Below are 24,861 nucleotides of genomic sequence, written 5' to 3' on the forward strand. Positions count from 1 at the left end.
CACAACACTAATCGGGTCTTTTCAATATAATTTCAAGGAGGCGTAGAATTCCATCAATTTTATGAAGTCAGCCGAGTCATTTAGTTGAACATGTTCTTCTTTCATAAACGACTTTATCTCAGGTTTTTTATCTGAAGTAAGTTTGAAAAACTCCTTTTTAGTCATTTCGTGTAACCTGGCGGTGGCCATATCAATGAAGTATCTTTCATAGCCCTTGATAACGTTTTTCTGAGTTATCACAGCATTGGCATTGAAGCCGTAGCCTGGCTTCAGTCCGGTAGTTTTTCTCCCAACCAGTGAAATGAATTGCGTTTCGTGAAGTATCTCCATGAAGATCTCATTTGTCATCTCAGTCACTTCGCTGTATACCGGAAACGACTGGAACTTGCGGTAGCTGCCACGCTCTTCATCAAAAAAGCCAAAGGAAGATATTTTGCTTGGGCCAGCCGTGTAGTTGACGCCCTCGTAGCTGAATTGTAGCAGACCTTCTATTGTAAGCGGGTTATAGGCAAAATCACATTCGATCACATCTCCCGATGTCATCACGATGGTGCCAAAATACCAATCCTCAATTTTTTCGTTAAGCTTTTCTGCATTTTGAGACCAGGATACCTGGGAGCCTAGCGAAAAGATGCAGAAAAAAAGCGCTCTGTTTTTCATTTCATACGAACTTCACAATGAGAGCCCAAAGTAATAGAATTCGACTGTAAGCATGGCTAATTTCATAGATAGATTTCGGTTTGGTTGCCACTTTCGGTGCTGACCTGGCGCTGTTTTCATACGGATTCACAGAAGTAGGTGGCTGCAAAAAAAAACTGGATTGAAGGCTGGGCTAATTTAAAGGGGCTAGACAAAATTACGCTGACGAAGTGCCTCGTAAATAAGAATGGCTGCGGCATTCGACACGTTCATTGAGTCAATTTTTCCCTTCATCGGAATAATCACCTGCTGATTAGCTTCTGTCAACCAAAAATCGGATAGACCAGTGGCTTCCGTGCCCAGTAGCAGGGCAGAGGGCGCTTTGTAATCAAAGGTGTGATATGGCCTGGCTTTGTCGGTGAGGGCCGCTGCATAGGTGGTGATGCCCTGGTTGGTAAACCAATCCCTGGCTTCCTGATTGCTGGCGGAGGCGACCGGTACAGTAAAAAGGCAACCTATGCTCGACCTCACTACATTGGGGTTGAAAAAATCTGTGTTGGGGTCGCACACTATTACTCCGCTAAGCCCGGCGGCATCCGCCGTCCGAAGCATCGCTCCAATGTTACCAGGCTTTTCCACATTTTCCAGTACCAGATAAAGGGGGTTGTCCTTTTTTGATAAATCAGCAAGGCTAAGCGACCTGGTAGCAGCAATGGCGATTACCCCGCCTGTACTTTCTCTGTAGGCAACTTTTGAGAAAACTGCGTTGCTCAGGTGGTAGGTAGTAGAATGCTCGAAGGAGATAGGGTAGTGGGGGTCTGCCTGGTACAGGTTTGGGTTGATGTAAATTTCCTGTAGTTCATAGCCACTTTGCTGAGCCAGGGAGATCTCACGCACACCTTCAATAACGAATGCCTGCTGCTCCTTGCGCTCCCTGGGCTTCTGAAGGGCAATCAGGTTTTTAATGCGTTGGTTCTGCGGACTTGATATTTCAAGGATCATGGAGGGCAAAAATACAGGGTATTGTGCAAAGTTCATCTCACGACCTCAACTAAATCGCCTGGTGCGCTGCAATGAGTAAAGTGAAACCAGAAAGCACCCAATTCCAACAATTCCGTTACTTTTGCACCTTACTTCCCCGTGCTACCTATGCAGTTGCTGTTCCCCCGACATTGGCAAGACTACGAACTGATCGATTCTGGCGACTTTCAGAAGCTGGAGCGGTTTGGAAAGTATACGCTCATCCGGCCCGAGCCTCAGGCTATTTGGAAAAAGAAGTTGTCGGACGACGAATGGAAAAAGCAGGCATCTGCGGTATTTGTGCGGGACTCGGCGAAGGCCAGGAAGAGCAGCAGAGAAGATGAAGGCTGGACTTATACGCAGAAGCTCAATCATCGTTGGCCTTTAAAGTATCAGTACAAAGACATGCAGCTCACTATGTCGTTGCAGTTTACCTCTTTCGGGCATGTGGGCGTTTTTCCTGAGCAGGCTGAGAACTGGGATTTTATCTACGATACGGTGAAAGCATGGCCTGAACCTGGAAAGGTGCTCAATCTGTTTGCCTACACAGGTGGCTCATCGCTGGCAGCCAGGGCTGCGGGCAGTGAAGTAACGCACGTGGATGCCGTGAAAAACATGATCACCTGGTCCAATGATAACCAGCAAGCGAGTGGCTTGAAGGACATCAGGTGGGTGGTGGAAGACGCTCTGAAGTTTGTGAAAAGGGAAGTGAAGCGGGGCAAGCAATACAATGGCATTATACTCGACCCACCCGCCTATGGCAGGGGTCCTGATGGTGAGAAGTGGGTGATTGAAGAGAGTTTGACAGAGCTGATGGAGCTATGCAGCCAACTGCTGGCACCCCGGCAGGCCTTTCTTGTCCTTAATATGTACAGCATGGGGCTTTCGGCATTGGTTTCAGCCAATCTGGTCGAATCATTCTTTCAGCCAGATAATATGCAGTTCGGGGAGTTTTACCTGCCATCTACGTCGGGGCAGAGGCTTCCTTTGGGAACGTTTTTAAGATTCACACGATAATTATGAAGCATTTAGCCAAAAGAGACGGCACCATCCTGGAAATATTGGGCGATGCCTATGCAGGCACTTCCACAACCAAGCTGCGCAAAATGCTCAAGTTTGCCAACGTGACGCTCGACGGGGAGCAGGTTCGAATGGCTGACACACCTGTCAAGACCGGTCAGCTTGTTAATATTGAAAAGCAGGAGAAGCCCTCTCTTAATGTAAAGGCACCGTTTCGTGTCATCTGGCAGGATCAATATATCATTGTTTGCGATAAGCCCGTAGGCCTCATTACGGCTGGCGAAGGCATCACACGGCGGCCCACCATGCACAAACTGGTGGACGACTACGTAAAGGATGCTACCAAAGGTGCGCAGAGTGCTTTCCCAGTGCACAGGCTTGACAAAGAAGTAAGTGGCCTGGTTGTTTTTGCAAAAAGTGAAGAGATACAGGAGAAATTAAAATCTGACTGGCATCAGTTTTCTAAAAAGTACATTGCCATTACGGAAAAGGAGCCCAATCCCAAAAAAGGTACCATTAGCACGCTGCTGGAGGAACGAGGCCTGAAGATGTTTGTAGCCAGCACGCCAGGCCCCAATACCAAGGAAGCTATCACCTATTATACCTATAAAGAGAGGATAGGGAGATATCACATGGTAGAAGTGGAGTTGGCCACGGGCAAGAAAAATCAGATTAGGGTTCACCTTGGTCATATTGGCTGCCCTATAGTAGGCGACTACAAATATGGGGCGAGCAATGCTTTCAAAAGGCAGATTCGATTAATGGCCACCCAGCTTTACATAAAACACCCGATAACAGGCAAAGATTTGGCTTTCAAAATAGAGCCATCTACGATTTTTACTCACCCAAAGGAGAAAAGTGAGGACTATAGATAGGTAATCTGTCCTGCCAATTCCTTCCTCTATTTCTTTTGTTTCGATCTTTTGGTTTCGCCTTGTCAGAACGAAATTCCCACCGCAAGCGATTCCGGGATTTATGCAATCAGCTTCTAGATGCTTAGTATAGAATAATATTCTGCTAATAGGCTATTATTTGAAATTAATCAGAATAAACTACATGAAGAAAAATATTTTATGTAAAAATTATAAAAATCAGACGTTTGCATTGGCGTAACTGCCAGCGCAAACGGTTACGAAAAAGTGATATTTTAATGAATTCGTAAATTTTTATATATTAACCATATATTCATTTAAAATTAATGCCTATTATTTGAACAAAATCATAACTATTACGTCTTTTGATATATAATTGATAAGCTCAAAAACGAAAAGTTATGAAAAAGACAAAGAACTTTATTGCTGTACTCCTAGTAGCTATGGGTACTTCTAGTGTTGCGTTTGCCGGAGGAGACACACTTAAATCATCATCTAATGTAAGAGTGATTTCTTTCAACAAGAATGATTCTTACAAACTTATATATAAGAGTGAAGGCAAGCAGAATGTGACAGTTAACGTTTTAGATGAAAAAGGCGTATCTGTTCACAAAGGATCCGTTAGAGTGGCTGATGGTTTTGCGCAAAACTTCGACCTTTCAAACGTTCCAACAGGTTACTACACTTTTGAAGTAGTTTCAAAAGGTGAAAAAGTAGCTCAAACTGTACACCACGTTTCTGAAGTTGACAAATTGGGTGAGCAGGTAGCTCTTAGCTCTAATGCCAGCACAAAAAAAATGGTACTTAGATCAAGTGCTTCAGTAGACTCACCTCTTTCAGTAGCTATCTACGGTGGCCAGGATGAACTTTTGTTCTCAGAGGACGTGAAGTCAGCTGATTTCTTCACAAGAGTGTACGATCTAAGCCAAATCAAAGGAGCGGGTGTTCGTTTCACAGTATCTTACAATAACACTGTTGTTAAAGACCAAAAATTCGATTTTTAAGCACAAAGCAGACTGTAAATTATAGTAAAAACATTCATTAATCCGCTTATCAATCTGGCTAGCCGCTCTTTCAAAGGGCGGCTAGTTTTTTGTAGGTTAGTTCACTCACAACGGTTCCATTTGGAACGACCTCTACAATCATAGACATAAAAAAAGGGCCTAAGCCCTTTCCAATATGCAATCTATCAATTCTTAATACCTCGAGAACCTTGAAGGCATGGCAGTTGATTGAGAAGAGTCACGCTGCGGCCGATCCGAGGATCTGTTTCCGTTGTTGTTTGGCCTTCCGTTGTTGTTCCACTTCTTTTTGAACGACGCCGAATTGCCGCTAGAGCCAGACTTAGGTCTTGACGAGTACACTTCGCTGGAAGTTGGTACTGGTGTAGCATTTACGTATGGGTGTTCCTCTATTACAGGAATCGTTTTTCCTATCAGCTTTTGGATGTCCTTCAAATAAGGTCTCTCTTCTCTTTCGCAAAAAGAAATTGCTTTTCCATCCGCTCCGGCACGTCCTGTTCGCCCAATTCTGTGAACATAAGTTTCAGGGATATTGGGTAGCTCGTAGTTGAATACATGGGTCAACTCATCGATATCGATACCTCTGGCTGCAATGTCAGTAGCAACCAACACCCTTGTTTTACGGGTTTTGAAGTTTGAGAGGGCACGCTGACGTGCATTCTGCGATTTGTTGCCATGAATGGCTTCGGCAGTAATTCCCTCCTTGTTAAGGTCTTTCACTACTCTGTCGGCACCATGTTTTGTTCTGGTGAAAACCAGTGCTGTTTCAATGCCCTTATTTTCCAGGATATGGTTAAGCAAATGCTTCTTGTCTCTTTTCTCCACATAGAACAGCGACTGCTCTATCTTTTCGGCTGTTGAAGATACAGGTGTCACCTCTACTTTCACAGGATTTGTAAGAAGACTGTCAGACAGCTTTACAATTTCGGGTGGCATGGTGGCCGAGAAGAAAAGCGTCTGCCTTTTAGCGGGTATTTTGGCAATCACTTTCTTTACATCGTGCACAAACCCCATGTCGAGCATGCGATCCGCTTCGTCCAATACGAAAAACTGAATGGTGTCGAGGCGAACAAAACCCTGGTTCATCAGGTCAAGTAAGCGACCCGGAGTAGCAATAAGCACGTCAACACCCCTGCGGAGCGCATTGGTTTGAGCATTTTGCGATACGCCACCAAATATTACTGTATGACTGATTCTGGTATACTTACCATAGGCAGCGAAGCTTTCGTCAATTTGTATCGCCAATTCCCTCGTTGGGGTAAGAATAAGGGCTTTGATACCTCTTTGTTCGGTTCTGGCGGTGTAAATATTTTGTAAAATGGGAATGGCAAAGGCAGCAGTTTTTCCTGTGCCTGTTTGTGCGCAACCCAGTAAGTCTCTACCTTCAAGAAGATGTGGGATGGCTTGGGCCTGAATAGGCGTAGGCGTAGTGTAGCCTTCAGCCTTCAGGGCTTTCTGAATGGGCTCAATAAGCCCTAGATTTTCAAATGTCATTAATGTTTTTTGTTTAAATATGGCTGATAACGAGCCGGGAAGGGTCACAATCAGCAGTCTGTCCTTAAAAGATCCTTGGTTGAATGGCAGACATCGACTTGAAGCGTGCGGCAGGCTGAGTATGTGAAATAATTGGCCTGTCAACTGAGAACCTGGCGCAAAGGTACGTTAAATAGTTGACAATAGCTCCTGGTCTCTCTTTATTAATAAATAACGGGTGCCAACGGTATTCTCAGAAACTTCAATTTCAACTGGCTTATATTCGAAATAGCAAACTGCTCGTATATTTGAGCACTTTTTTAAGAGAGAGAAGAGCCTTCCTGGCGAAAGCTGTTCCCGTTGATTAAACCTAAACTACAGTGATGTTTGAGGAACTTGATTACCAATCACTAATATCAAGAACATTTACGGAGCTTTACGGCTCAAGTCCCGCCATTGTTGTGCGGGCACCTGGCCGGATCAACCTGATCGGCGAGCACACCGACTACAATAATGGCTTTGTGTTTCCTGCTGCTATTAACAGGGAGATTATTTTTGCTATGTCACCTTCTACCCGGCCCGATACTTCTCTTTTTGCTTTGAATATCAATAAGGGAGCGCTGGTCAACCACAAGAAGTTGGTGCCGAAGTCCAATCCGGCGTGGACTAACTTTTTTACTGGCGTTGTGGCTGGTTTGCAACGGCGTGGGTTCGATGTGCCGGCTGTCAATTGTGTGTTCGGGGGCGACATCCCAAATGGGGCCGGCTTGTCATCATCGGCAGCGCTTGAGGTTGGTTTTGGAACAGCACTGACGCAATTGTTTGGGCTGTCTGTTGAGCCATGGGATATTATTCAGATAGCTCAAAAGGCGGAGCATGAGTTTGTCGGGGTCAAGTGTGGAATCATGGATATGTTTGCCAGCAAAATGGGAAAGAAAGACCACGCCATGTTGCTCGATTGTCGTGATCTTACATTCGACTACTATCCGCTTCAGCTTCAGGATCACAGCCTTCTGCTTATCGACACAAGGGTGAAACACTCTCTGGCAAGCTCCGAATACAATACGAGACGACTTGAATGTGAGTTGGGAGTTACTGTTCTTAAAAAGCATAAACCTGAGGCAAACTCTCTTAGAGACTTTAATTCATTTGAAGTGGAAGAGCTGGCGGATGAACTTCCTGAGAATGTCTTTCGGAGGTGCAGGTTTGTGACGGGTGAAATAGAACGTACACAGGCCGCTGCCCGTGATTTAAAAAAGGGCGATTTGCTGGCGTTCGGAAAAAAAATGAATGACACGCACCGTGGGCTCTCGACCGACTACGAGGTAAGCTGCCGGGAACTGGACTTTCTCGCTGCCGAAGCGGCCAGGTTTCCCGACGAAATACCAGGCGCAAGGATGATGGGAGGGGGATTTGGTGGATGTACCATCAACATCATCAAGAAAGAGTTTGAGGAGGAATTCAAGCGTCACATAGATCTCTCTTTTACCAAGCAATTTCATACAGCGCCCAACTTCTACGACATTTCTATACAAGACGGAGCGTCAGTGATTTCCTGACTCCGTACCTCACCAGATCATCTGTCGGTGTTAATGAATGTTAATTTGTTGTACAAAAAATTATTAAATAGTTTATTTGTATCTTTGTACAATAAATATATTGTGCAACTATGAAAAGAGAATCATTAGGCGAACTGGAGGAGCTTGTGCTTTTGACCGTGGGCTCACTAGCAGGGCAGGCCTATGCAGTAACTATCCTTGAGGAGATTGCCGAGCAAGCTGGCAGAAAGCCCGATGTTACTGCCATACACTCAGTGCTCCGACGGTTGGAGGCCAAGGGATTTGTTACGTCATCGATGGGAGGTGCTACTGCCGACAGGGGAGGAAGAAGGAAACGTTTTTTTACGCTGACGGTGGCCGGCCGCAAAGTGATCGATGAAACGATGCTGGTAAGGATGGGCTTGTACAAAAAGTTACTAACGATTCAGGGCTCATGAGTTCCAATCCTCCAAGGTGGGCTGATCGGTTTCTGGAGTGGTATTGCCACCCCGACCTTCTGGAGGACCTGCAGGGTGATCTGTATGAGGTGTATCAAAAACGCCGGACTGAGAACGGAAAGCGAGCCGCTGATTTGACGTACGTATGGCTCGTTATTCGGTCGCTGAGAATTTCGGCCATAGGAAAATCGAAAAGACTCAAAAACTCAATATTTATGATGACAACCAACAATTTCAAAATCGCTTTTAGGGTGCTGGCAAGGGACAAAGTCAACACAGCTATCAACCTGGTGGGCCTGACAATCGGCATTGCCTGCTTTCTGCTGATGGGGCTCTACGTGAAGCAGGAGCTAAGCTTCGATCATTTTCACTCAAAAAAGGATCGCATCTACCGAAGTTGGGTCAAAGAAGACTATGGCGAGGGGAAGATATTTTTTAACAGCGTTACGCCGCTCAGGTTTGAAGATTTGTTTGAGCAAAACTTTCCGGAAGTAGAAGCTGCTGTGCGAATAACGCAGGAGAACCATCTGGTGGGGAGAGGGGAGAACCGTATCGATGAGCAGGTGGCCGTCATAAGCCCTGATTTTTTCAAGGTCTTCGACTTTGAAGTAGTGGCCGGAAATAGGGAGGCACCATTCCAGGAGTTGCGAAGCGTGATCATCTCCGAGTCTTATGCCAGAAAGTATTTTGGCAACGACGACCCGATGGGAAAGGTGTTGAGCCTGCAAATCGCTGAAAATATAGAGGATTTTAAGGTGTCGGCGGTGATAGCCGATATGCCGCATGCCTCCAGCATACGGTTCGATATTGCTGTATCGGCGGAGAACAGCAGAAGATTTTATGGAGAAGGTGCCATGAATGCCTGGTTCAGCGTGCTTGCTGAAACATATGTGCTGATCAGAGAAAACGCTGATGTTCAAAACGTAAACGACAAGATGCAGGACGTGGTGATGGGGTATCTGAGCGAAGAGGTAGAAAGGGGGCAGTACAACATTGGTTTGCAGCCAATAACAGACATTCACCTCAACCCCGACGTACCGGCTGGCTTTGCTCCGGTAAGCAATCCTCAGTATGTGTATATACTTGGCGCTATTGGCTTACTGGTGCTCATAATTGCTTGCATCAACTACGCCACTCTCTCCATTGGGCAGTCTCTGCGCAGGGCCCGTGAGGTGGGCATGCGAAAAGTGCTGGGTGCCGGACAAAGTACGCTGGTGGTGCAATACCTGAGCGAAAGCCTTTTAGTAGCGTTAATTGCCATGACGATCGGTACTGTGCTCACGGTATTGCTTGTTCCCACGTTCAACACGTTAACTGGAACCCAAATATTTCTCACCTTCAGGTGGTGGCATTTGCTCGCTTACCTGGGTGTTGGGTTAGCCATAGGCGTCGCTGCTGGAATTTATCCGGCTTTTGTGCTGTCTGGCTTTCGTATCGTGGCTATTTTGAGAGGAGGAAGCCAGGGCGGTGGAAGGCACGTGGCGCAAAAGGGCATGCTGGTGTTTCAGTTTCTTGTTACAGTTTTTCTCATCAGTACTACACTGATCATGAAAAAGCAGGTAAGCTTCATGCAAGAGAAAGACCTGGGGTTCAATTATGAATCTGTTGTTTCCGTTACGCTTCAGCCGGACCCGGCTGCGCAGCGACTCACTCAGGTGATAGCTACGGGCATGGAAAATGGTAAGCTTCTGAAGGCTGCATTACAAAAACACCCCGATGTTACCGACATTGGTATGGCTACTCATGTTTTTGGCTCAAATGGATGGACGCAGCTTGCTTACACCGACGACAAGAATGTGTTCAGGCGGTTTGCCTTCCTGAATGTTGACGCTAACTACCTGAAGTCATTTGGGATAAAAGTAAAGGAGGGCAGGGATTTTGAAGAGGGAAACGGCCTCGACGAACGCCAGTCGATTATCATTAACCAGGCGGCGGCCGACTACTTTGGACTCGAAAACCCTGTCGACGACAAGCTGCCCGGTAAAGAGTTTGGCGAACACCGGATTATCGGAGTGACTGAAAATTTCAATTTCACTTCTCTTCATTCCCAGGTGGAGCCGCTCGTGATAGCGGAAAATGCTATGACCATTTTGCAGGGGATTTCCGACTTCAATGTGGGGGATTCGCCGGTTCCCAAGCTTGTGTTTACTTACACTGGATCGAACCTAACGGCGGTGCAGGATATCCTTGACGAGGAGTGGGAGGCAGTTTTCCCAAATGAGGCCCTGGATTTCAGCTTCGTTGATGAAAAAATACAACAGCAATATGAAAACGAAGCAAGACTAAACAAGCTAATTACCGTAGCAACAATCCTCTCCATAGTCATTGCAATTTTAGGTCTGCTTGGTCTTATGGTGCTGGTTGTGAACAGTCGCATCAAAGAAATTGGCATTCGGAAGGTAATGGGAGCTACTCCAATTACAATCTTCGCATTGCTTTCCAAAAGCTTTGTTTCTCAGCTGCTTGTCGCTATTGTGTTGTCGGTGCCGCTCACCCTTTGGCTGATGAGCAAGTGGTTGGCAAACTTTGCTTATCGCACCGAAATGGGCGTTGGGCTGTTCGTTGTTAGTGGAATGGCCGCACTTTTGGTGGCTGCGCTGGTCATTGTCTATCACACTTTGCGGGCCTCACGAATTAATCCAGTTGAAAGTTTGAGAGTTGAATAACATGGGCCTTGAAGAGGCCGGGTTAGCAGATTTGGAGTGCTTTTATCTTTTCTGAGCTCAGGGGTTTCTCGATATAGCCACTGACAAGCGGATGGTCGCTGGCTTTCTTTTTATCGTTGGGATCTACCGAAGAGGTTGTGATGAAAATTTGGAAGAGATTTGTTTGCGGCGATTGTGTCACCGCTTCAAGAAACTCCCATCCGTTCATTACAGGCATGTTGATGTCGAGCAGTACAATGCATGGTTGGCTGTCGGAAATCACTTTCAATGCCTCTTCGCCATTGCTTGCTGTAATAATTTCAACTTCACCACAACTTTGCCGCAAATTTGCAGTGGCGATTATCAAAAAAATTTCATCGTCGTCGATAACAAAAATTTTCTTACCTGACATAAAAAATGACTTTGAAGGTTGAGCCCACATTTGGCTTGCTCTCGACATTTATTTTCCCGCCCATGGCTTCAATCTGACGCTTCGACATATAGAGCCCAAGGCCCTGCCCCTCGTTGGAGGAGTGAAACCGGGCGCCTAGTTTGAAGAGTTTTTCCTGATGGCGGTCGAGATCTATGCCTGTTCCAAAATCCTGAATGGAAATAACAACGTTAGAGGCCTCACGATAAGATTCAATTTTGATGGTTTTCCGATCCTTGGTGGTCCCATACTTGATGGCATTTGTAATCAGGTTTTGGAGAATACTGTCAATATAAGCAGGAATGCACTTGAAAGTTAATTCAGGCGAAATGTTCTTCTCAATGATGATATTTTTCTCCTTTATCGTCTGATTATTCAGGGCCAAAACGTTGTTGACAGTGGTTAAAATGTTGCAGTCCGTCGTTGGTATTTTATCCAGGTTATCTTCAAAATGTATGAGCTCGTTAATGCTTTTGATGGTGGCATCGAGTTTCAACGTGCTCGTACGCAACATTTTTATGTATTCGAGGTTGCTGGGCTGTGTCATGAGCAAGTCAGTCAGACCCAGCAGGTTCGATACTGACGAACGGATATTATGAGAGGTGATAAACGAGAAGTCTTTAAGCCTTACGTTTTGCTCGGTGGTTTTTTGCAGCAGCTTATTAATGGATCTCTCCGTTTTCACCCTTTCTGTTATGTCCAGCACAGTTCCCGTTATCACAGGCTTTCCTTCCAGTTCGATATGGGTTCCATGCACCTCAATCCATATTTTGGTCTTGTCCTTTTTTATCCCCCTGGCAGTGTAATGGACGTATTTGACCGCACCGGAAAACCGCTGTTCGATATAACCCGCGGCCCGCTCATTGTCTTCCTTCGCCACCACGTCGGTGGGTTGCAGGCCAGTAAGCACCTCGTCCACTGTGTAGCCAAACATGGAGGCAAACTGGTCGTTGACATATATAAAGCTCTCTTTGTCAAAAATGTAGATGCCCGTAAGCGACTGCTCCACCAATGCCCGGAATTTTAGCTCGCTTGCATGGAGACTGAGTGCTGCTTTTTTCCGTTCGGTGATGTCCTGAAACATAGCAACAATGTGGTTTTTCCTATGTTGATAGAGGGAGATTGAAAACCACTTGTTGATTCTTTCTGCATACCGTTCAATAGTCTCCGGCAACCCGATATTCATTACTCGCATGAAGGCGTTAATGGTCACTGAGTTGCTGGCATTCAGATCGGGGAATAGCTGAGAAGCAGTTTTTCCTATGGGATTTTTAAGCTGAGTCATTGCCTCAAAGGCCGGGTTGCATTGAATGATGGCAAAATCGACCACCTTGCCAGCTTCATCCAGAACACCCTCGCAGTGCAGGAAACCTTCCGACATGTTTTCAAAAAGAGATCTGTACTGCTCCTCACTTTGCTCTAGCGCTTTGGCAGCCTTATTCCTTTCGGTGATGTCAATAGCAACGCCCATAATACACTCCTGGCCTTTGTAAATAATCTTTTTGCCAGTAATGTGGTAGGCGATTTTAGATCCATTTTTCAGCACAAAATTACTATCCATCCGATCTTCACCGTTGCTTAGCACGTTGAAGATTCTTTGCATGATGGTTGGTCGGTCTTCTTCCGTAAAAAACTGCAAAGGGTTCATTTCACTAATCTCTTCCGCTGAATAGCCACTGATTGTCTCGCAGTCCTTATTCCATTTCAGAAACCTACCTTCCTTGGAAAATAGATAGAAGACCCCGGGTAGGCTGTTGATAATTTCGTCAGAGAGATTTTTCTCTAGTAGTATTTCTTCTTCAGCCCTTTTGATTTGAGTGATGTCCTGAAAAGACCCCCTTAATTTTACTTTACCATCTTTGAGTGCGACAGCCTGTCCTATTGTTCTGACCCATTTTCTGTTGCCTTTAGCAGTTTTAATTTCAAGCTCCAGATCGTAAGACTTCCCGTGTTTGATGGCTTGCTGCACCGCTGCATCAATCATTTTCCTCGACTGAGCCGTATAAAATTTTGTACCAAAATTATAGAGGCCTTCAGGGTTTACCGGCACCTCATGTATCTCGGCTAACTCCCTGGTCCAGGTTTCAATGTCAGTTTCCGGATCCAACTCCCATCCTCCCACTTTGGCAATTCTTCCTACTTCATTGAGAAAGTGTCCGCTTTCCTTAAGCGCCTGTTCAACTTTCTTTTGCTCAGAAATATCAAGCCCATACACATTTACGTAGTCGTCGGCAGGCCCGGGAGTGGAAGTAAAAGAGTAAGTAGTATCCCCAATGGTAAGTTCTTTGCGGAGGATCGTTTTTACTTCAAAAGTTTGACTGATAAGTTGCCAAAGTGCTGCAGGTAAGGTTCTTTTTTCGCCGGCCGACCTGGCGGCAAAAAGGGGTTCGCTGGCTTTGTTGAAATAAGTAAGTGATTTGTTTTTAGCAACTCGCAAGACAGGGTTGGGGTTTTCCGAAGGAAAAGTAGAAAGCCTAAGAATTTCGTTTTCGTATTTCTTTCTTTCGGTGATATCCTGCACAGTTCCCTCAATCCCGATTATGGATTCATTTTCGTCAAGTAACGGTATCGTCCTTCCCACCAGGTTTCGTACCTCATCGTTGCGTAGAAATCTAAATTCGATTTTGGCGGGCTCCCGTGAAAAATTGAGCTGTTTGCGATAGTCAATGAAGGCTGCCTGATCGTCGGGATGAATTTTATCTGCTAGTGCTTGTTCTGAGGGGATTTTTGTAACTCCACAAATGCTGTACAATACCTCTGACCAAAAAACTGTGCCCTCTCTCCAGTTCCATTCAAAATAACCCAAGTTGGCTATTTTTTGTGCCGTTTTTAGCTGGCCGTTAATCTTGGTGAGAAGCTTCGAAGATTCAACTCTTTCCGTCACGTCAGAAAAGTTGTTAACGATACCTTCAATGTCCGGGTAGTCGAGGTAGTTAGCCATGTTGGCTTCCATCCAGTGCCAAATTCCCAGTTTGTCTTTGACACGATAGGGTGGAACAGTTATAACTTTTCTGGGGTGTTGAAGTGATGCCGAGAAAGCAGAGGTGAGTATGTGGACATCGGCAGGATGAATAAGTGCTGTTTGTTCCAGTTTTCCAAGGTCTTCAACTGAGTAGCCCAGCATCTTTTCAACAGAGGGTGACTGGTACTTCACCTCCCCATTCCCTGAGAGAATGGTTAAGCCATCTTTGCCATTTTCCACAAGAGATTTAAAACGTTTTTCTGATGCCTTTAATTTTTCTTCGGCCAGCCGCCGTTCTGTGATGTCCTGGGCTGTGCCAAAAATGGAGACCGGCTTGCCCTGGTCGTATACGATGTTTCCTTCTGCGTGAATCCAAATGACCTTTCCGTCTTTTCGGATCAGCCGATGTTCGCTGGGAGTGAGTTTTTCTTCTCCAGATGCCAGGCAGTCGGCAAGCCACTGGTTGATTATTGGCAGGTCATCAGGATGGTGAATATTGTCATTGATGTAATCGTAGAAAAATTCATCTGTTTCTTCATACCCGATAATTGTGGTCAGCCCTTTTGAAAAGACAAACTTGTTTGAAGCAAGATCCCAGGAGAAATTCCCCATCCGGGCTACTCTTTGGGCTTCTTTCAGGCGCTCTTTGTTGATCCTTAGTGTTTCTTCAATTTTCTTCTCCTCGGTTACATCCTGCACCAGCGACATGACTGAAATTACTTTCCCTTTGTTGTCCCTGGTTACCGAGTTGTACCAGACACAATGGATGATTTTTCCACTCTTGGTGTAATTTCTGTTGAAAGAAATGTTTCCGTCCACCTTGCCGGTCATCAACTCTTCAGCGGTGACGCTTGCCTTTTCTAAGTCTTCGGCATAAATAAGATTAAATGCCGACAGCTTATTGCCAAGAACTTCAGCCATCGTCCACCCAAAAATTTGCTCACACTTTTTTGACCACAGCGAAATGGTTAAATCAGGCGTATACTCCACCATGCCCAGTGGCGAATTGTTGAGGTGGGCGGCAAGGCGTTCCGGGAAATAGTCTTTCTGAAGGGCAGTCTCCGGATTTGAGGTTTTTTTTATGTTGATGCCAAGGATTCTTATGGGATTGCCGCTTTCATTTTTAACTATGTGGGCGTATAAATCGCTTCGCTGCGGTACCCCGCCACGGGTCGTGTAAACGCAATTCGTTTTGAAGCCGTCTTTTTTTTCGTTAAGGGCCACTCGAATACATTCTTGAACGGCATTGACTTCCGCTTCCGAAAAAAGGTTAGTAAGCCGAATCTCTGCTCCCTGCTTCCCAAAGTCGGTCAACCCAAAGGTCTCGCCTAACTTTTTATTAGCCCATATACGCTGCGTTTCCGTGTCCCAGTACCAAAAGCCATCCGATCCCTCTTCCTGCATGAGTTCGAACAGCTTTTCGTCCGACCTGATCAGTTGAAAGGCTTCTTTTTTTAAGTAGTCATCGAGCTTTTCAGCCATAGTTTTTGAAAACAAAAAACAACGGGGTAATCTGGATTTACTTGATTATGAGAACAGACATAACAATAGCGAAATGATGGAGGTAGAAAAAAGATAGCTGAACTTTGAATTCGCCAATTAAGACAAATTTCTCTTAGAAAAGTTTAGATTTATGCTAATTAAATTTACGAATAATTACTCTTCATGAAAATACATTGTTAGCGAAAAAGTGTACACTTTCACAAATAGGGTGTCCATATACGGGCAGTTAATTTGCGGATATTAATATAAGTGTTTGAAAACCAGCCTCATACTGAATTGGCACAATTATTTGCTCCCCATCCGGGAAGCTAATCTCTACTACTATGCTAAGAAACTACTTTCTTACTGCTTTACGTAATTTTTTCAGGAACAAAACCTACACGGTACTGAGTCTTACAGGCCTTACTTTGGGCGCTTCCTGCGTCATAGCCATTTACTCATTTCTTACCCTGCAGCTCAGCTACGACAAGCACCAAAGCCACCTGGAGCAGGTATACAGAGTGGTGAGCCATTGGAAAAGTGGCGATGACGATGTGAAGTTTGCTACTGTGCCACATCCGTTGTCCGGTGCGTTAAAAAGTGAAATCCCAGGCATTGAAGCTGCTACAAATTTGTACTCACTTTCAGCTCAGGTGAACATACCCCTGGAAGGAGGAGCATTAAAAAAGCTCAAGGAAGAGGATATCGGCTTTGCTTATCAGGATGTGTTTGAAATCCTTGATTTCGAGTGGGTGGCTGGCTCCTCTGCCAATGCTTTGTCAGATATTAACTCGGTAGTTATTTCTGCATCAACCGCCCGAAAGTTTTTTGATATCAACAATGAGTACGATAGAGCGCTGGGCCGGATTATTAACCTTGGCAACAAGCACGACCTGGTGGTGAAAGCTGTCTATCAGGATTTCCCGAAGTCGACCGACTTCCCGTTCAACATGGTAGCGTATTATGAAGCCCAGGAGGGGGTGAACGCCTACTTTGGGGAAGGCAAGATGTGGGACAGACTCAATGGTAATACGCAGGCACTGATCAAGTTGAATAGCCAAAGCGAAGCAGGCGTTGCCGAGTCGGGCATTAAGGGGGTTGTAGAAAAAAACAATACACTGGATGGCTATAGCGTTTTCCTTCAGCCATTGAGCCAGGTTCACACTACCGACTACGGCACCTATAGCGGCATGTCTCTGGAGCCAGCCACCATCAAGATTATCGTCGCTCTGGCTGTATTGCTTATAGTGATTTCCAGCATCAATTTCATCAATATTTCTACGGCCAGGGCTGTTAAACGAGCCAAAGAAGTAGGGATAAGAAAAGTGCTTGGAGGCCACCGACCGGCACTCATTCTCCAGTTTTTGTTAGAGTCCTTCATTATTGTGGCGTTGGCTCACGGCTTTAGCTTTCTTATAGCCGACGTGATGCTTGGGGCGGCTGGTGATCTTATTGATTACCCGATGACTATTAAGGATGTTCCGTTGACTAACTGGATCATCTTCTGTGCCATTTCGATCACAGCGGTCTCCTTATTGTCTGGTTTGTACCCTGCATTTGTGCTTTCAGGCTTTTCACCGCTTACAGCTATTAAGACGAAAATCTCCAACATTGACAGGCAAAGTAAGTTCCCGCTTCGCAAAGTGCTGGTAGGCTCTCAGTTTGCGGTTTCCATCGGGCTTATCATGGGTACTATCATAGTGATTTTCCAGCTCGACTATTTCCGGAGCCAGGACATGGGGTTCAGGAAAGATGGTGTAATAACCATCGAGTTTCCCGAGCCGGATTTAAAGCGATCAGAAGTGCTAAAGACTGAGCTCCTGAAGCACCCGGAAATTGCGCAGGCAAGCCTGAACCTGGGAGGCCCGCTTGCAAGCACCAACAACACCGGCCAGTATTTCAGCCCAGAAAAAGGGGAGGAAGAGGTTTTTACTGTGAACGTGAAGGAGGTAGATGAAAACTACCTGAATCTGTTCGATATTAAATTGGTGGCTGGAAGGAATGTAAACTCGACTGATGCTTATCAAAGATCGCCGGAGGGTGAATCGATTATCAATCAAAGAGTTGTTGTTACTGAAACACTTATTCGGAAAATGGGGATTTTTAACCCACAGGAGGCACTTGGAAAGCTATTTCAGGCAACCTGGGGAGGTAAATTCCAGATAGTGGGAGTGGTGGAGGAGTTTAACGCCAATTCGCTTCGGCAAGAGGCTGTGCCGGTGATGTTGAACTACGGGCCCAATGGTTTTTATGAGCTGTCTATTGCACTTGCTTCTACCGATCCCGAAGCGGGGCAAGAGGCCGTGGCAATTATCAGTGAAGAATGGGAGAAGGTGTTTCCTGAGTTGCTTGTTGAGTACAATTTTCTTGACCAGAAGGTAGCCAATCAGTACCGAATGGAAGACGTTATGGGCAAAGTGATGAGGTTTTTTGCCTTGATGGCCATGGTGATTTGCGCCATAGGGCTGTATGGTCTTACAGACTATATGGCAAATGCCAAGCGCAAGGAAATAGGCATTCGTAAGGTAGTAGGGGCTTCCGTAGGTCAGATTCTGAATATTTTCACAAAAGAGATTCTTGTTATCCTGTCTGTTGCCTTTGTAGTATCGGCAACGGGCACCTTCCTGGGCATGCAGAAGTGGCTCGAAAGCTATGCCTATCACATTACCATTGGCTGGGAAATCGTAGCAATTTCCCTCGGGGTCACCTTGCTCGTTACCGTAGTTACTATGGGCTACCGCTCTTACACTGCCGCCCGACTCAATATGGTGGATGTGCTCAAAGATGAATAATTATTGGACTTGAAATAAATGGAAAGGAGGGTGCACAGCCCTCTTTTTTTGTTTTATAGGTTTAATACCTACAGACTTGGACAGGGATACCACCTTTCCACCCCTCTAAAATACCGTCCGGCACGGATGTCCCGCAGGCTACATCAAGTCTAACTTTGGCATCAAAAAAAGACATGAAGAACCTTAGTTGGATGCTGCTCACATTATTGGTATTAGCGGGCTGTGGCAAAGATGACGACCCGGAAGGAGATCTTACCTCTACGACCGGGGCTTTCAATATCGCTGTGCCTCAATTTGGTCAGTTTCCCGTCCAATACATCGCAGTGAGCCCCAATAAACAGTACATGGCAGCTAAGGTTAGTTTTGTCACAAACACTACCGTTGAGTTTTACTACAGCAAGGACGCAGGAGCCACCTGGAGCAGGGTTTCAAGTGCTGCCAATAATTTTAACCGGAGCGTACCACAAAAGGTAAGTGATGATGGCCAAGTGTTGCTTAAGTACGACAACACTTTCTATCTGTGGGACGGTACTTCATTAGGCATGGTGCAGCACCCTGAAGGGGGCTACTATGATGTGGCCTATCTTGATGATGCCGGTAATCTTTACTATTTCATTGGCTGTAATTGCAGCGTTTCCGGTCTTAACAAGTTTTCGGTAAAGAAGAAAGGTGCTTCGGCGTTTGAGGTGGTAGAAATTCCTTCCAATAGCGCTTATTTTGATGTGGCACCCGAAGGTGGCATCTATTTTATCAACTCCCAGTCCGGCGACATGTCGAAGCACGATCCCTCAACGAATCAATGGACGGTTAGCCAGGGAATAGCCAGGGGCCTGCCTAATAAAAAGCAAGCGGCTGGAGCAGATGGCAATTTTTACTTTGCCAACCCTACTGGTGTCACTAAAGTAACTCCCGGCGGATCGATAACACAAATGGCCTTTAAAGGGGAAATGATTAACTACCAAAATCCACTGGATCTGAGGGTCTCGCCGTCCGGAAGGGTGTTTGTATTGCTGGCTGCACCAAACGGCATCTACGAATATACCGGCGGAGCATGGGAGTCGGCGGGCAAAGCAGGATACCACAACAATATTAGCGGAGGCATTTTTTCCATGGCAATGGCTGGTGAAACTATCTACTATGCAGGTGCAGCGGAGGGAGGGCTGGCTTATGGTCTGGTTGAACATAACCTGGATACCGATGAGAAGATAGTGATTGGCGAAGCGCTTGTTGGTCAGGAGGCGACCTTGTATGATGCGATTGAATCATCGAACGGAAAAACTTTCGTGATTCTGAACGGAGCTCTCTATGAAATGCAGGCCGAAGCGAGCCTCGTTCCCGTTGACCTGAAGCAATCAACTACCCTTTCCACGCTTTATGAAGATGTTGATGGAAATCTTTACGTATTCGGCAACAATGTGTACAGAAGCAGCGACGGCGGCACCACCTGGAAGGAAGCTTCCATTGGCTTCCCAAGTTATAGTGGCCATTCTGTGCAGCAACTCAGTGACGGAAGCCTTATCGCCATTGCCGGTTATAATTACGACTACTACCTTGGTGGAACAGGCTTCAGCGTACCGAAGTTCAGCGCCTATGTGAGCAAGTCTTCGGATGGAATCAGTTGGTCAGCTTCTTCTGTACTTTTTGAAGGCGGTTCACAATATGTTACCTGCGTAGACAAAGAGGGGTTTTTGTTTGGCGTGAGTGTAAGTACCAACGGCAACTACCAGCAGTTCAATCAGGGCATCAGAAGCGACGATGGTGGGCAAACATGGAAAGAGATTGAGGGAAAGGTACCCGATCTGGTTGGTAGTGACGGATCATTGTTCAGTGTAAAAGCTGTTGGCGCTGTGGAGGGTCTTAGCGGCCAAAGGTTTATCTACAAATGGGATGGGAAGGAGTGGCTGGAGCTTCCAAGTGAAATTGAACAGTCAGGTCAACTGTATACCATCAAAAGGGTTCACCAATTAAAAGACAAACGCCTTTACTTTTCTACTTCTGCGGAGGCTTTTAAATCTGTGAAAACATATTAGGGAGCATGAGCTCATTGTTTTGAAACAGGAGAGACTTAATGTTGGCTTGTTTTTTGCCATTTAGATAGCTTTTCACTATTTTCCGACTAAAATAAGCTACCATGAAGTGTTTCTTTCTTGTTTTCTCCGCACTCTTTCTGATTTCTACTTCTCTACTTGCTCAAGAGAGCATAGCTGAAGAGGGGGAGTATGTTATAGTGTCTACTGATGGCGCCGAAGAGTACATTTCAATAAACAACATTGTCGGTTATTGGTACAATAAGAGCGCTCAGGGCACTTTTAATGCCATACAAAGCAAAAATGAGCCTAAATATTTTTGGGTGCAGCAGGGACAAACGGTCACGGTGAACGACGACTGGGCAAATGACTATGCTACAAAACTTCAGAATACAAGATGGCATGTAGTTGGAAATCAGCTCTACATATATCAGCCAGAGATAGGACTGAAGCCAGTTAGAATTGAAAGAGTAGGCAAGTCAAAGAATTATGTCCTTACAGTGAACAATGTTGAGTATTCTCGAAAAATCAGCCTGACAGGCGTGGCCTCCCTTCGGGACTAAGAGGATTCGGTTCATCAGAATGGTTAATTTTTTCTCGAGGAATGTGCTTTGAAGCACTGTCTGCATTCTGCCAGTCACGTAAATCTTGCCGACCATCGTGTAAAAACGACGTATTGTCTATTATACTTCCAAAAGCTTGCTGATTGCCATTTGCACAGCTAAATTCATGTATCTTAGTTCTCCTGGAATGTTTGCTGATGGCAAGTTGGCGCAAACCATGGAGAGTTAACTCTGTTTATCTTATACGTCGTGTCATTTTAACTACCTACTTCAATGAAAAATAACGAACAACACCTGGCTTCACGCCGGAGTTTTATAGGCAAGTCGGCAACAGCTGCGGCCGGTATTTTAGTCGCTCCATCCCTTTTAAGAGCAAGCGGTTTTCCCAACATAATCAAAAGTTATGGCAAGCCTGACTCCATGATCAACGGAGTACAGTTGGGTGTCATTACCTACTCGTTCCGCAGCCTGCCTGATCAAAGTGCTGAGGCTACACTAAAGTACATTGTAGACTGCGGCATCAGTGCGGTGGAGCTAATGGGCGATCCGGCTGAAAGTTTCGCAGGCAAGCCTGAAAGTACTATTGACCGCAGGGCAATGTTTGGCCTGTATGGTAAGCAAAGAAGAGGGGAAGAGCTTACCGACGATGAGAAGAAGCAAATGGCTGATATGCAGGCGCAGTCGGCTGCCTACAACAAAGAAGTGGCCGCCTGGAGGGCAACAGCTTCTATGGATAAGTTTGCACAGGTAAAGAAAATGTACAACGACGCCGGTGTGCAGATTTACGCTTTCAAACCTAACGCCTTTGGCAAAGACAATACCGATGCTGAAGTGATATACGGCCTTAAGGCAGCGAAGGCGCTTGGGGCCAGCCACGTGACCCTGGAGCATCCAAGCGACGATGCGCAGACACTCAGGCTGGGTGCCCTGGCAGCCAAGCAGAAGGTGTCAATTGGCTACCATGGGCACGAGCAGCAAACACCCACTTTATGGGATACTGCGCTTAAGCAGTCGAAGTACAATGGATTGAATCTTGACTTGGGCCACTTTGTTGCTGCTGGCAATGCCGATCCGCTGGGCATGGTGAAAGCAAAGGCTGATCGGATCCTTAGCATGCACATGAAGGATCGCCAAAACCCAGAGCATGGGAAAAAGAACCTGGTATGGGGAACGGGCGACACACCGCTGACAGAAGTGCTTCAACTCATGAGTGAGCAGAAATACAAATTCCCTGGCACAATAGAGCTTGAATACGAGATTCCTGAAGGTTCTGATGCCGTAAAAGAGGTACAAAAATGCGTTGAATATTGCAGAAAGGCACTGGCCTAAATTCATTTGCTAGACGAATTGTTAGCCCTTGTTGTCTGAAAAAACAACAAGGGCTTTTTTTACTTTCCTACTTCTCACTTTCCCAATTTGCTATTCATATCTAATTGCCTTAGAAGGGTTCATCTGTGCTTTCCTGTAGGTAACAAGACAAGTTGTGAGCACTATGAAAAAGGAGAAGAGGATGCCAATGGCAGGGAAGAGCCAGATGGTCAATGATGTCTGGTAGGGGTACTGCTCCAGCCATTTGCTCAACGCCAGCCACGCCAGCGGAAGTGCCAGTAAGTTTGCGGCTATCAGCAATTGAACAAAATCTTTTGAGAGCAAAACGAGAATGCCCGATGCCGACGACCCCAGCACTTTGCGGATACCGATTTCTCTTGTTCTTTGATTGGCGATGTAGGTGGAAAGCCCGACTACGCCAATAAGGGCGATGCAAATGGCCAGTATGGAGAAAGTAGAAAACACCCTGCTGATTCGTTCTTCATTTTGGTAAAGCGCATTGAATTCCTGATCGAGAAAGCTGTATTGAATGGGGCTGCCCTGCATCCATTTGCTCCAGGTGGCCTCTATGCTTTGCACGGTTGCCTTTGTGGATGCCCCAGAGCCGATTCGAACGGATACCAGATTAGGACTGAGTGTAGCCAACTGCTGGGGAGATATGCCGAAGACGACCAGCGGCCCGACCTTCTCGTGTAGCGAAGCAAAATGAAAGTCGTCTACCACGCCAATGATGCGCTGGAGGGTGCCGGCGGTTGGTAATATTTTTTGCTCCAGCGGATTGTCCCACCCCACCATGTCTACTGTGGCCTGGTTCACAAGAACAGCAGCTGTGTCGGAGGCCATGTCCTTCGAAAAGAAGCGGCCTTCCCTTACTTTGATGCCGTAGGTGTCAGCAAAATCATAGTCGGCGTAAATCGCCGTAAAGAGATATCGTTCTGTGGCGGATACTCCCTGGGCATGAAAGCTGCCACCGCTCATTTGTCGGCCGGGTACATGAAAAGAGGCAGATGCTTTTTCCACACCGTTGACCTGCTGCAACTCATCCATAAAAGCCCTGAGACTACCACCCAGCTGGTTGCTTCGTTCAATGACGAGCACCTGGTCCTTGTCGAAGCCCAGTTTCTTGTCCATCATGAAGTTCATTTGGCGGTATATGAACAGCGTGGCTGCCATCAGAAATATAGACACCATGAACTGCGCCACCACCAGGATGTTCCTGAAGCCCCATTTTTTGTGGCTTAGCTTGAGCTCTCCCTTGAAAATTTTTAGGGTAGGAAAAGACGAAATGAAGAAAGCAGGGTAAAGCCCCGAGAGGGTGCCCAACAGCACGGTGAAGACCAATAGCAGTCCGGCAACATTTGGCAGGCTAAAATCCGTCAAAGCAATTTGCTTTTCTGCCAGCTGATTGAAGTAGGGCAGCAGCCAGATGAAGAGCAGACAAGAAATGACGACAGCTATCAGTGTAATAACGATGGACTCGGTAATGAACTGAATAACAAGCTGAAGCTTACTAGAGCCTACCACCTTTCTGACGGCTACTTCTTTGCCCCGTTTGACAGAGTTGGCAGTTGACAGGTTTACGAAATTGAAGCAAGCCGTACACAGGATGAGTACTGAAACGACCATAAAAAGGTACACATAGTTTTTATCACCGTTAGGCTTGATTTCATTCTGGAAGTTGCTTTCGAGGTGGATGCTTTGAATAGGCTGGAAGACATAGTTGTGCCGGTTGCCTGCTGCTTCATACTCGTCGAAAGTGATGTTGAGGAGGGACTCCACCTGCGGCCCCATATACTGCTTGACAACCGATGGGATTTTTGCCTTCACCTGCTCCGGGGTCACGCCGGGTTTCAGCAGGAAGTAGTTGAGGCATTGGTAAGACCCCCAAAAGGTGCCATCGTGGGCGCCGGGGAAGGAGCGAAGGGAGAAGAGCAGGTCAAACTCAAGGTGACTTCTGTGTGGCACATCCTCGGCGATGCCGGTTACCCGGTAAAGCGTGGAGTCACCCACCTTGATCATTTTGCCAAGCGCCTCCTGATTCCCAAAGTATTTTTTGCTGGTGCTTTCCGTTAGCACCACACTATTGGGATCTTTCAGGGCGTTGCGGGGATCCCCCTCTTTTAGCTGAACGCCGAACAGCCTGAAGAAAGTAGAGTCGGCAGCGAGCCTGTTGGTTTCGTAAAATTCAATATCGCCTATTCGTACCCTTGGCGGACTGGAGAACGGTGTGAAAAGACGGCAATAGCTTTCTATTTCGGGGATGTCTTGTAGCAGGGTCGGCCCTGCCGGGAAAGGCGTAGTGGCGAATGACACATCACGGCCCGGAAAGCTGCGGTGAAGGGCCAGGCGGTAGAACCTGTCGTCGTTGGGGTGGAAGCGGTCGTAGTGGAGCTCGTCCCACACGAAGGCAAGGATAAGCAACGAACAGGTAATACCTATCGCAAAGCCAGACAGGTTGATGGCGGAATGCAACTTGTTCTTCAGCAAGCTTCTGATTCCGATAAGGAGAGCACTTTTAAACATGGTTGAGTTTTGGAACCTTTATTAAAGATGCAAAATCCTCAAATATTCAGAAATGGGATAGTAAAA

The 24,861-nt window shown here is 46.2% G+C and carries 16 protein-coding genes; 10 read left to right on the forward strand and 6 right to left on the reverse strand.

From position 1 onward, the window contains the following. Positions 1-21: 21 nt before the first annotated feature. Together RIG68_RS12125 and RIG68_RS12130 are read right to left on the reverse strand one after the other, a co-directional pair. Positions 22-660, reverse strand: a complete 639-nt coding sequence (locus tag RIG68_RS12125; protein WP_350122438.1) for a hypothetical protein — start codon at positions 658-660, stop codon at positions 22-24. Positions 661-846: 186 nt separating this feature from the next. Further along, the gene (locus RIG68_RS12130) at positions 847-1,677 is read right to left on the reverse strand and encodes a TrmH family RNA methyltransferase (RefSeq protein ID WP_350122440.1); all 831 of its coding nucleotides are present in this window, start codon (positions 1,675-1,677) and stop codon (positions 847-849) included. A 111-nt stretch (positions 1,678-1,788) separates the two neighbouring features. Between RIG68_RS12130 and RIG68_RS12135 the strand changes: the two genes are divergently transcribed. From RIG68_RS12135 to RIG68_RS12145, 3 genes are all read left to right on the forward strand, one after another. Continuing rightward, positions 1,789-2,676: an RsmD family RNA methyltransferase gene (locus RIG68_RS12135; RefSeq protein WP_350122442.1), complete on the forward strand. Its 888-nt coding sequence runs from the start codon at positions 1,789-1,791 to the stop codon at positions 2,674-2,676. 2 nt (positions 2,677-2,678) lie between these two features. Next, on the forward strand, positions 2,679-3,554 hold the full coding sequence (locus RIG68_RS12140) for an RluA family pseudouridine synthase (protein WP_350078002.1): 876 nt from the start codon (positions 2,679-2,681) through the stop codon (positions 3,552-3,554). Between the two features lie 398 nt (positions 3,555-3,952). Beyond that, the gene (locus RIG68_RS12145; RefSeq protein ID WP_350122445.1) at positions 3,953-4,555 is read left to right on the forward strand and encodes a T9SS type A sorting domain-containing protein; all 603 of its coding nucleotides are present in this window, start codon (positions 3,953-3,955) and stop codon (positions 4,553-4,555) included. Positions 4,556-4,747: 192 nt separating this feature from the next. On the opposite strand, the gene RIG68_RS12150 is transcribed toward RIG68_RS12145, so the two are convergent. Then, positions 4,748-6,067 (reverse strand): DEAD/DEAH box helicase, encoded by a 1,320-nt coding sequence (locus RIG68_RS12150; RefSeq protein WP_350122447.1) that lies wholly within the window; start codon positions 6,065-6,067, stop codon positions 4,748-4,750. A gap of 362 nt (positions 6,068-6,429) precedes the next feature. On the opposite strand from RIG68_RS12150, the gene galK reads away from it, so the two are divergent. From galK to RIG68_RS12165, 3 genes are all read left to right on the forward strand, one after another. Beyond that, positions 6,430-7,605 (forward strand): galactokinase, encoded by a 1,176-nt coding sequence (gene galK, locus RIG68_RS12155; protein WP_350122449.1) that lies wholly within the window; start codon positions 6,430-6,432, stop codon positions 7,603-7,605. A 110-nt stretch (positions 7,606-7,715) separates the two neighbouring features. After that, entirely contained in the window at positions 7,716-8,042 is a 327-nt protein-coding gene (locus RIG68_RS12160; RefSeq protein ID WP_151999539.1) for a PadR family transcriptional regulator, read from the forward strand. Next, positions 8,039-10,708 (forward strand): ABC transporter permease, encoded by a 2,670-nt coding sequence (locus RIG68_RS12165; RefSeq protein WP_350122451.1) that lies wholly within the window; start codon positions 8,039-8,041, stop codon positions 10,706-10,708. Before RIG68_RS12160 ends, RIG68_RS12165 begins: the two co-directional genes overlap by 4 nt. A gap of 22 nt (positions 10,709-10,730) precedes the next feature. Here RIG68_RS12165 and RIG68_RS12170 read toward each other — a convergent pair whose 3' ends face one another. Together RIG68_RS12170 and RIG68_RS12175 are read right to left on the reverse strand one after the other, a co-directional pair. Next, positions 10,731-11,099, reverse strand: a complete 369-nt coding sequence (locus RIG68_RS12170) for a response regulator (protein WP_350122453.1) — start codon at positions 11,097-11,099, stop codon at positions 10,731-10,733. Continuing rightward, a complete protein-coding gene (locus tag RIG68_RS12175) occupies positions 11,089-15,561 on the reverse strand; it encodes a PAS domain S-box protein (protein WP_350122455.1) in 4,473 nt (1,490 codons plus the stop codon). The genes RIG68_RS12170 and RIG68_RS12175 overlap by 11 nt, the downstream gene beginning before the upstream one ends. A 344-nt stretch (positions 15,562-15,905) precedes the next feature. Between RIG68_RS12175 and RIG68_RS12180 the strand changes: the two genes are divergently transcribed. The 4 genes from RIG68_RS12180 to RIG68_RS12195 all read left to right on the forward strand — a co-directional run bounded on the left by RIG68_RS12180 (position 15,906) and on the right by RIG68_RS12195 (position 22,272). Next, on the forward strand, positions 15,906-18,353 hold the full coding sequence (locus tag RIG68_RS12180) for an ABC transporter permease (RefSeq protein WP_350122457.1): 2,448 nt from the start codon (positions 15,906-15,908) through the stop codon (positions 18,351-18,353). A gap of 173 nt (positions 18,354-18,526) precedes the next feature. Beyond that, the gene (locus RIG68_RS12185; protein ID WP_350122459.1) at positions 18,527-20,383 is read left to right on the forward strand and encodes a sialidase family protein; all 1,857 of its coding nucleotides are present in this window, start codon (positions 18,527-18,529) and stop codon (positions 20,381-20,383) included. Between the two features lie 101 nt (positions 20,384-20,484). Then, positions 20,485-20,943, forward strand: a complete 459-nt coding sequence (locus tag RIG68_RS12190) for a hypothetical protein (protein ID WP_350122461.1) — start codon at positions 20,485-20,487, stop codon at positions 20,941-20,943. A 273-nt stretch (positions 20,944-21,216) separates the two neighbouring features. Further along, positions 21,217-22,272 carry a sugar phosphate isomerase/epimerase family protein gene (locus RIG68_RS12195; protein WP_350120844.1) on the forward strand — a complete coding sequence of 352 codons (1,056 nt, stop codon included), beginning with the start codon at positions 21,217-21,219 and terminating at the stop codon, positions 22,270-22,272. Positions 22,273-22,362: 90 nt separating this feature from the next. On the opposite strand, the gene RIG68_RS12200 is transcribed toward RIG68_RS12195, so the two are convergent. Next, positions 22,363-24,795, reverse strand: a complete 2,433-nt coding sequence (locus tag RIG68_RS12200; RefSeq protein ID WP_350122463.1) for an ABC transporter permease — start codon at positions 24,793-24,795, stop codon at positions 22,363-22,365. Between the last annotated feature and the right edge of the window lie 66 nt (positions 24,796-24,861).

Source organism: Imperialibacter sp., assembly GCF_040222385.1.
Classification (GTDB): Bacteria; Bacteroidota; Bacteroidia; order Cytophagales; family Cyclobacteriaceae; genus Imperialibacter.

Coding starts and splice junctions, on each gene's coding strand:
- RIG68_RS12165 (WP_350122451.1), top strand. CDS start 8,039: ATGAGTTCCAATCCTCCAAGGTGGGCTGATCGGTTTCTGGAGTGGTAT.
- RIG68_RS12160 (WP_151999539.1), top strand. CDS start 7,716: ATGAAAAGAGAATCATTAGGCGAACTGGAGGAGCTTGTGCTTTTGACC.
- galK (WP_350122449.1), top strand. CDS start 6,430: ATGTTTGAGGAACTTGATTACCAATCACTAATATCAAGAACATTTACG.
- RIG68_RS12200 (WP_350122463.1), bottom strand. CDS start 24,795: ATGTTTAAAAGTGCTCTCCTTATCGGAATCAGAAGCTTGCTGAAGAAC.
- RIG68_RS12150 (WP_350122447.1), bottom strand. CDS start 6,067: ATGACATTTGAAAATCTAGGGCTTATTGAGCCCATTCAGAAAGCCCTG.
- RIG68_RS12190 (WP_350122461.1), top strand. CDS start 20,485: ATGAAGTGTTTCTTTCTTGTTTTCTCCGCACTCTTTCTGATTTCTACT.
- RIG68_RS12135 (WP_350122442.1), top strand. CDS start 1,789: ATGCAGTTGCTGTTCCCCCGACATTGGCAAGACTACGAACTGATCGAT.
- RIG68_RS12185 (WP_350122459.1), top strand. CDS start 18,527: ATGAAGAACCTTAGTTGGATGCTGCTCACATTATTGGTATTAGCGGGC.
- RIG68_RS12125 (WP_350122438.1), bottom strand. CDS start 660: ATGAAAAACAGAGCGCTTTTTTTCTGCATCTTTTCGCTAGGCTCCCAG.
- RIG68_RS12145 (WP_350122445.1), top strand. CDS start 3,953: ATGAAAAAGACAAAGAACTTTATTGCTGTACTCCTAGTAGCTATGGGT.
- RIG68_RS12195 (WP_350120844.1), top strand. CDS start 21,217: ATGAAAAATAACGAACAACACCTGGCTTCACGCCGGAGTTTTATAGGC.
- RIG68_RS12130 (WP_350122440.1), bottom strand. CDS start 1,677: ATGAACTTTGCACAATACCCTGTATTTTTGCCCTCCATGATCCTTGAA.
- RIG68_RS12175 (WP_350122455.1), bottom strand. CDS start 15,561: ATGGCTGAAAAGCTCGATGACTACTTAAAAAAAGAAGCCTTTCAACTG.
- RIG68_RS12180 (WP_350122457.1), top strand. CDS start 15,906: ATGCTAAGAAACTACTTTCTTACTGCTTTACGTAATTTTTTCAGGAAC.
- RIG68_RS12170 (WP_350122453.1), bottom strand. CDS start 11,099: ATGTCAGGTAAGAAAATTTTTGTTATCGACGACGATGAAATTTTTTTG.
- RIG68_RS12140 (WP_350078002.1), top strand. CDS start 2,679: ATGAAGCATTTAGCCAAAAGAGACGGCACCATCCTGGAAATATTGGGC.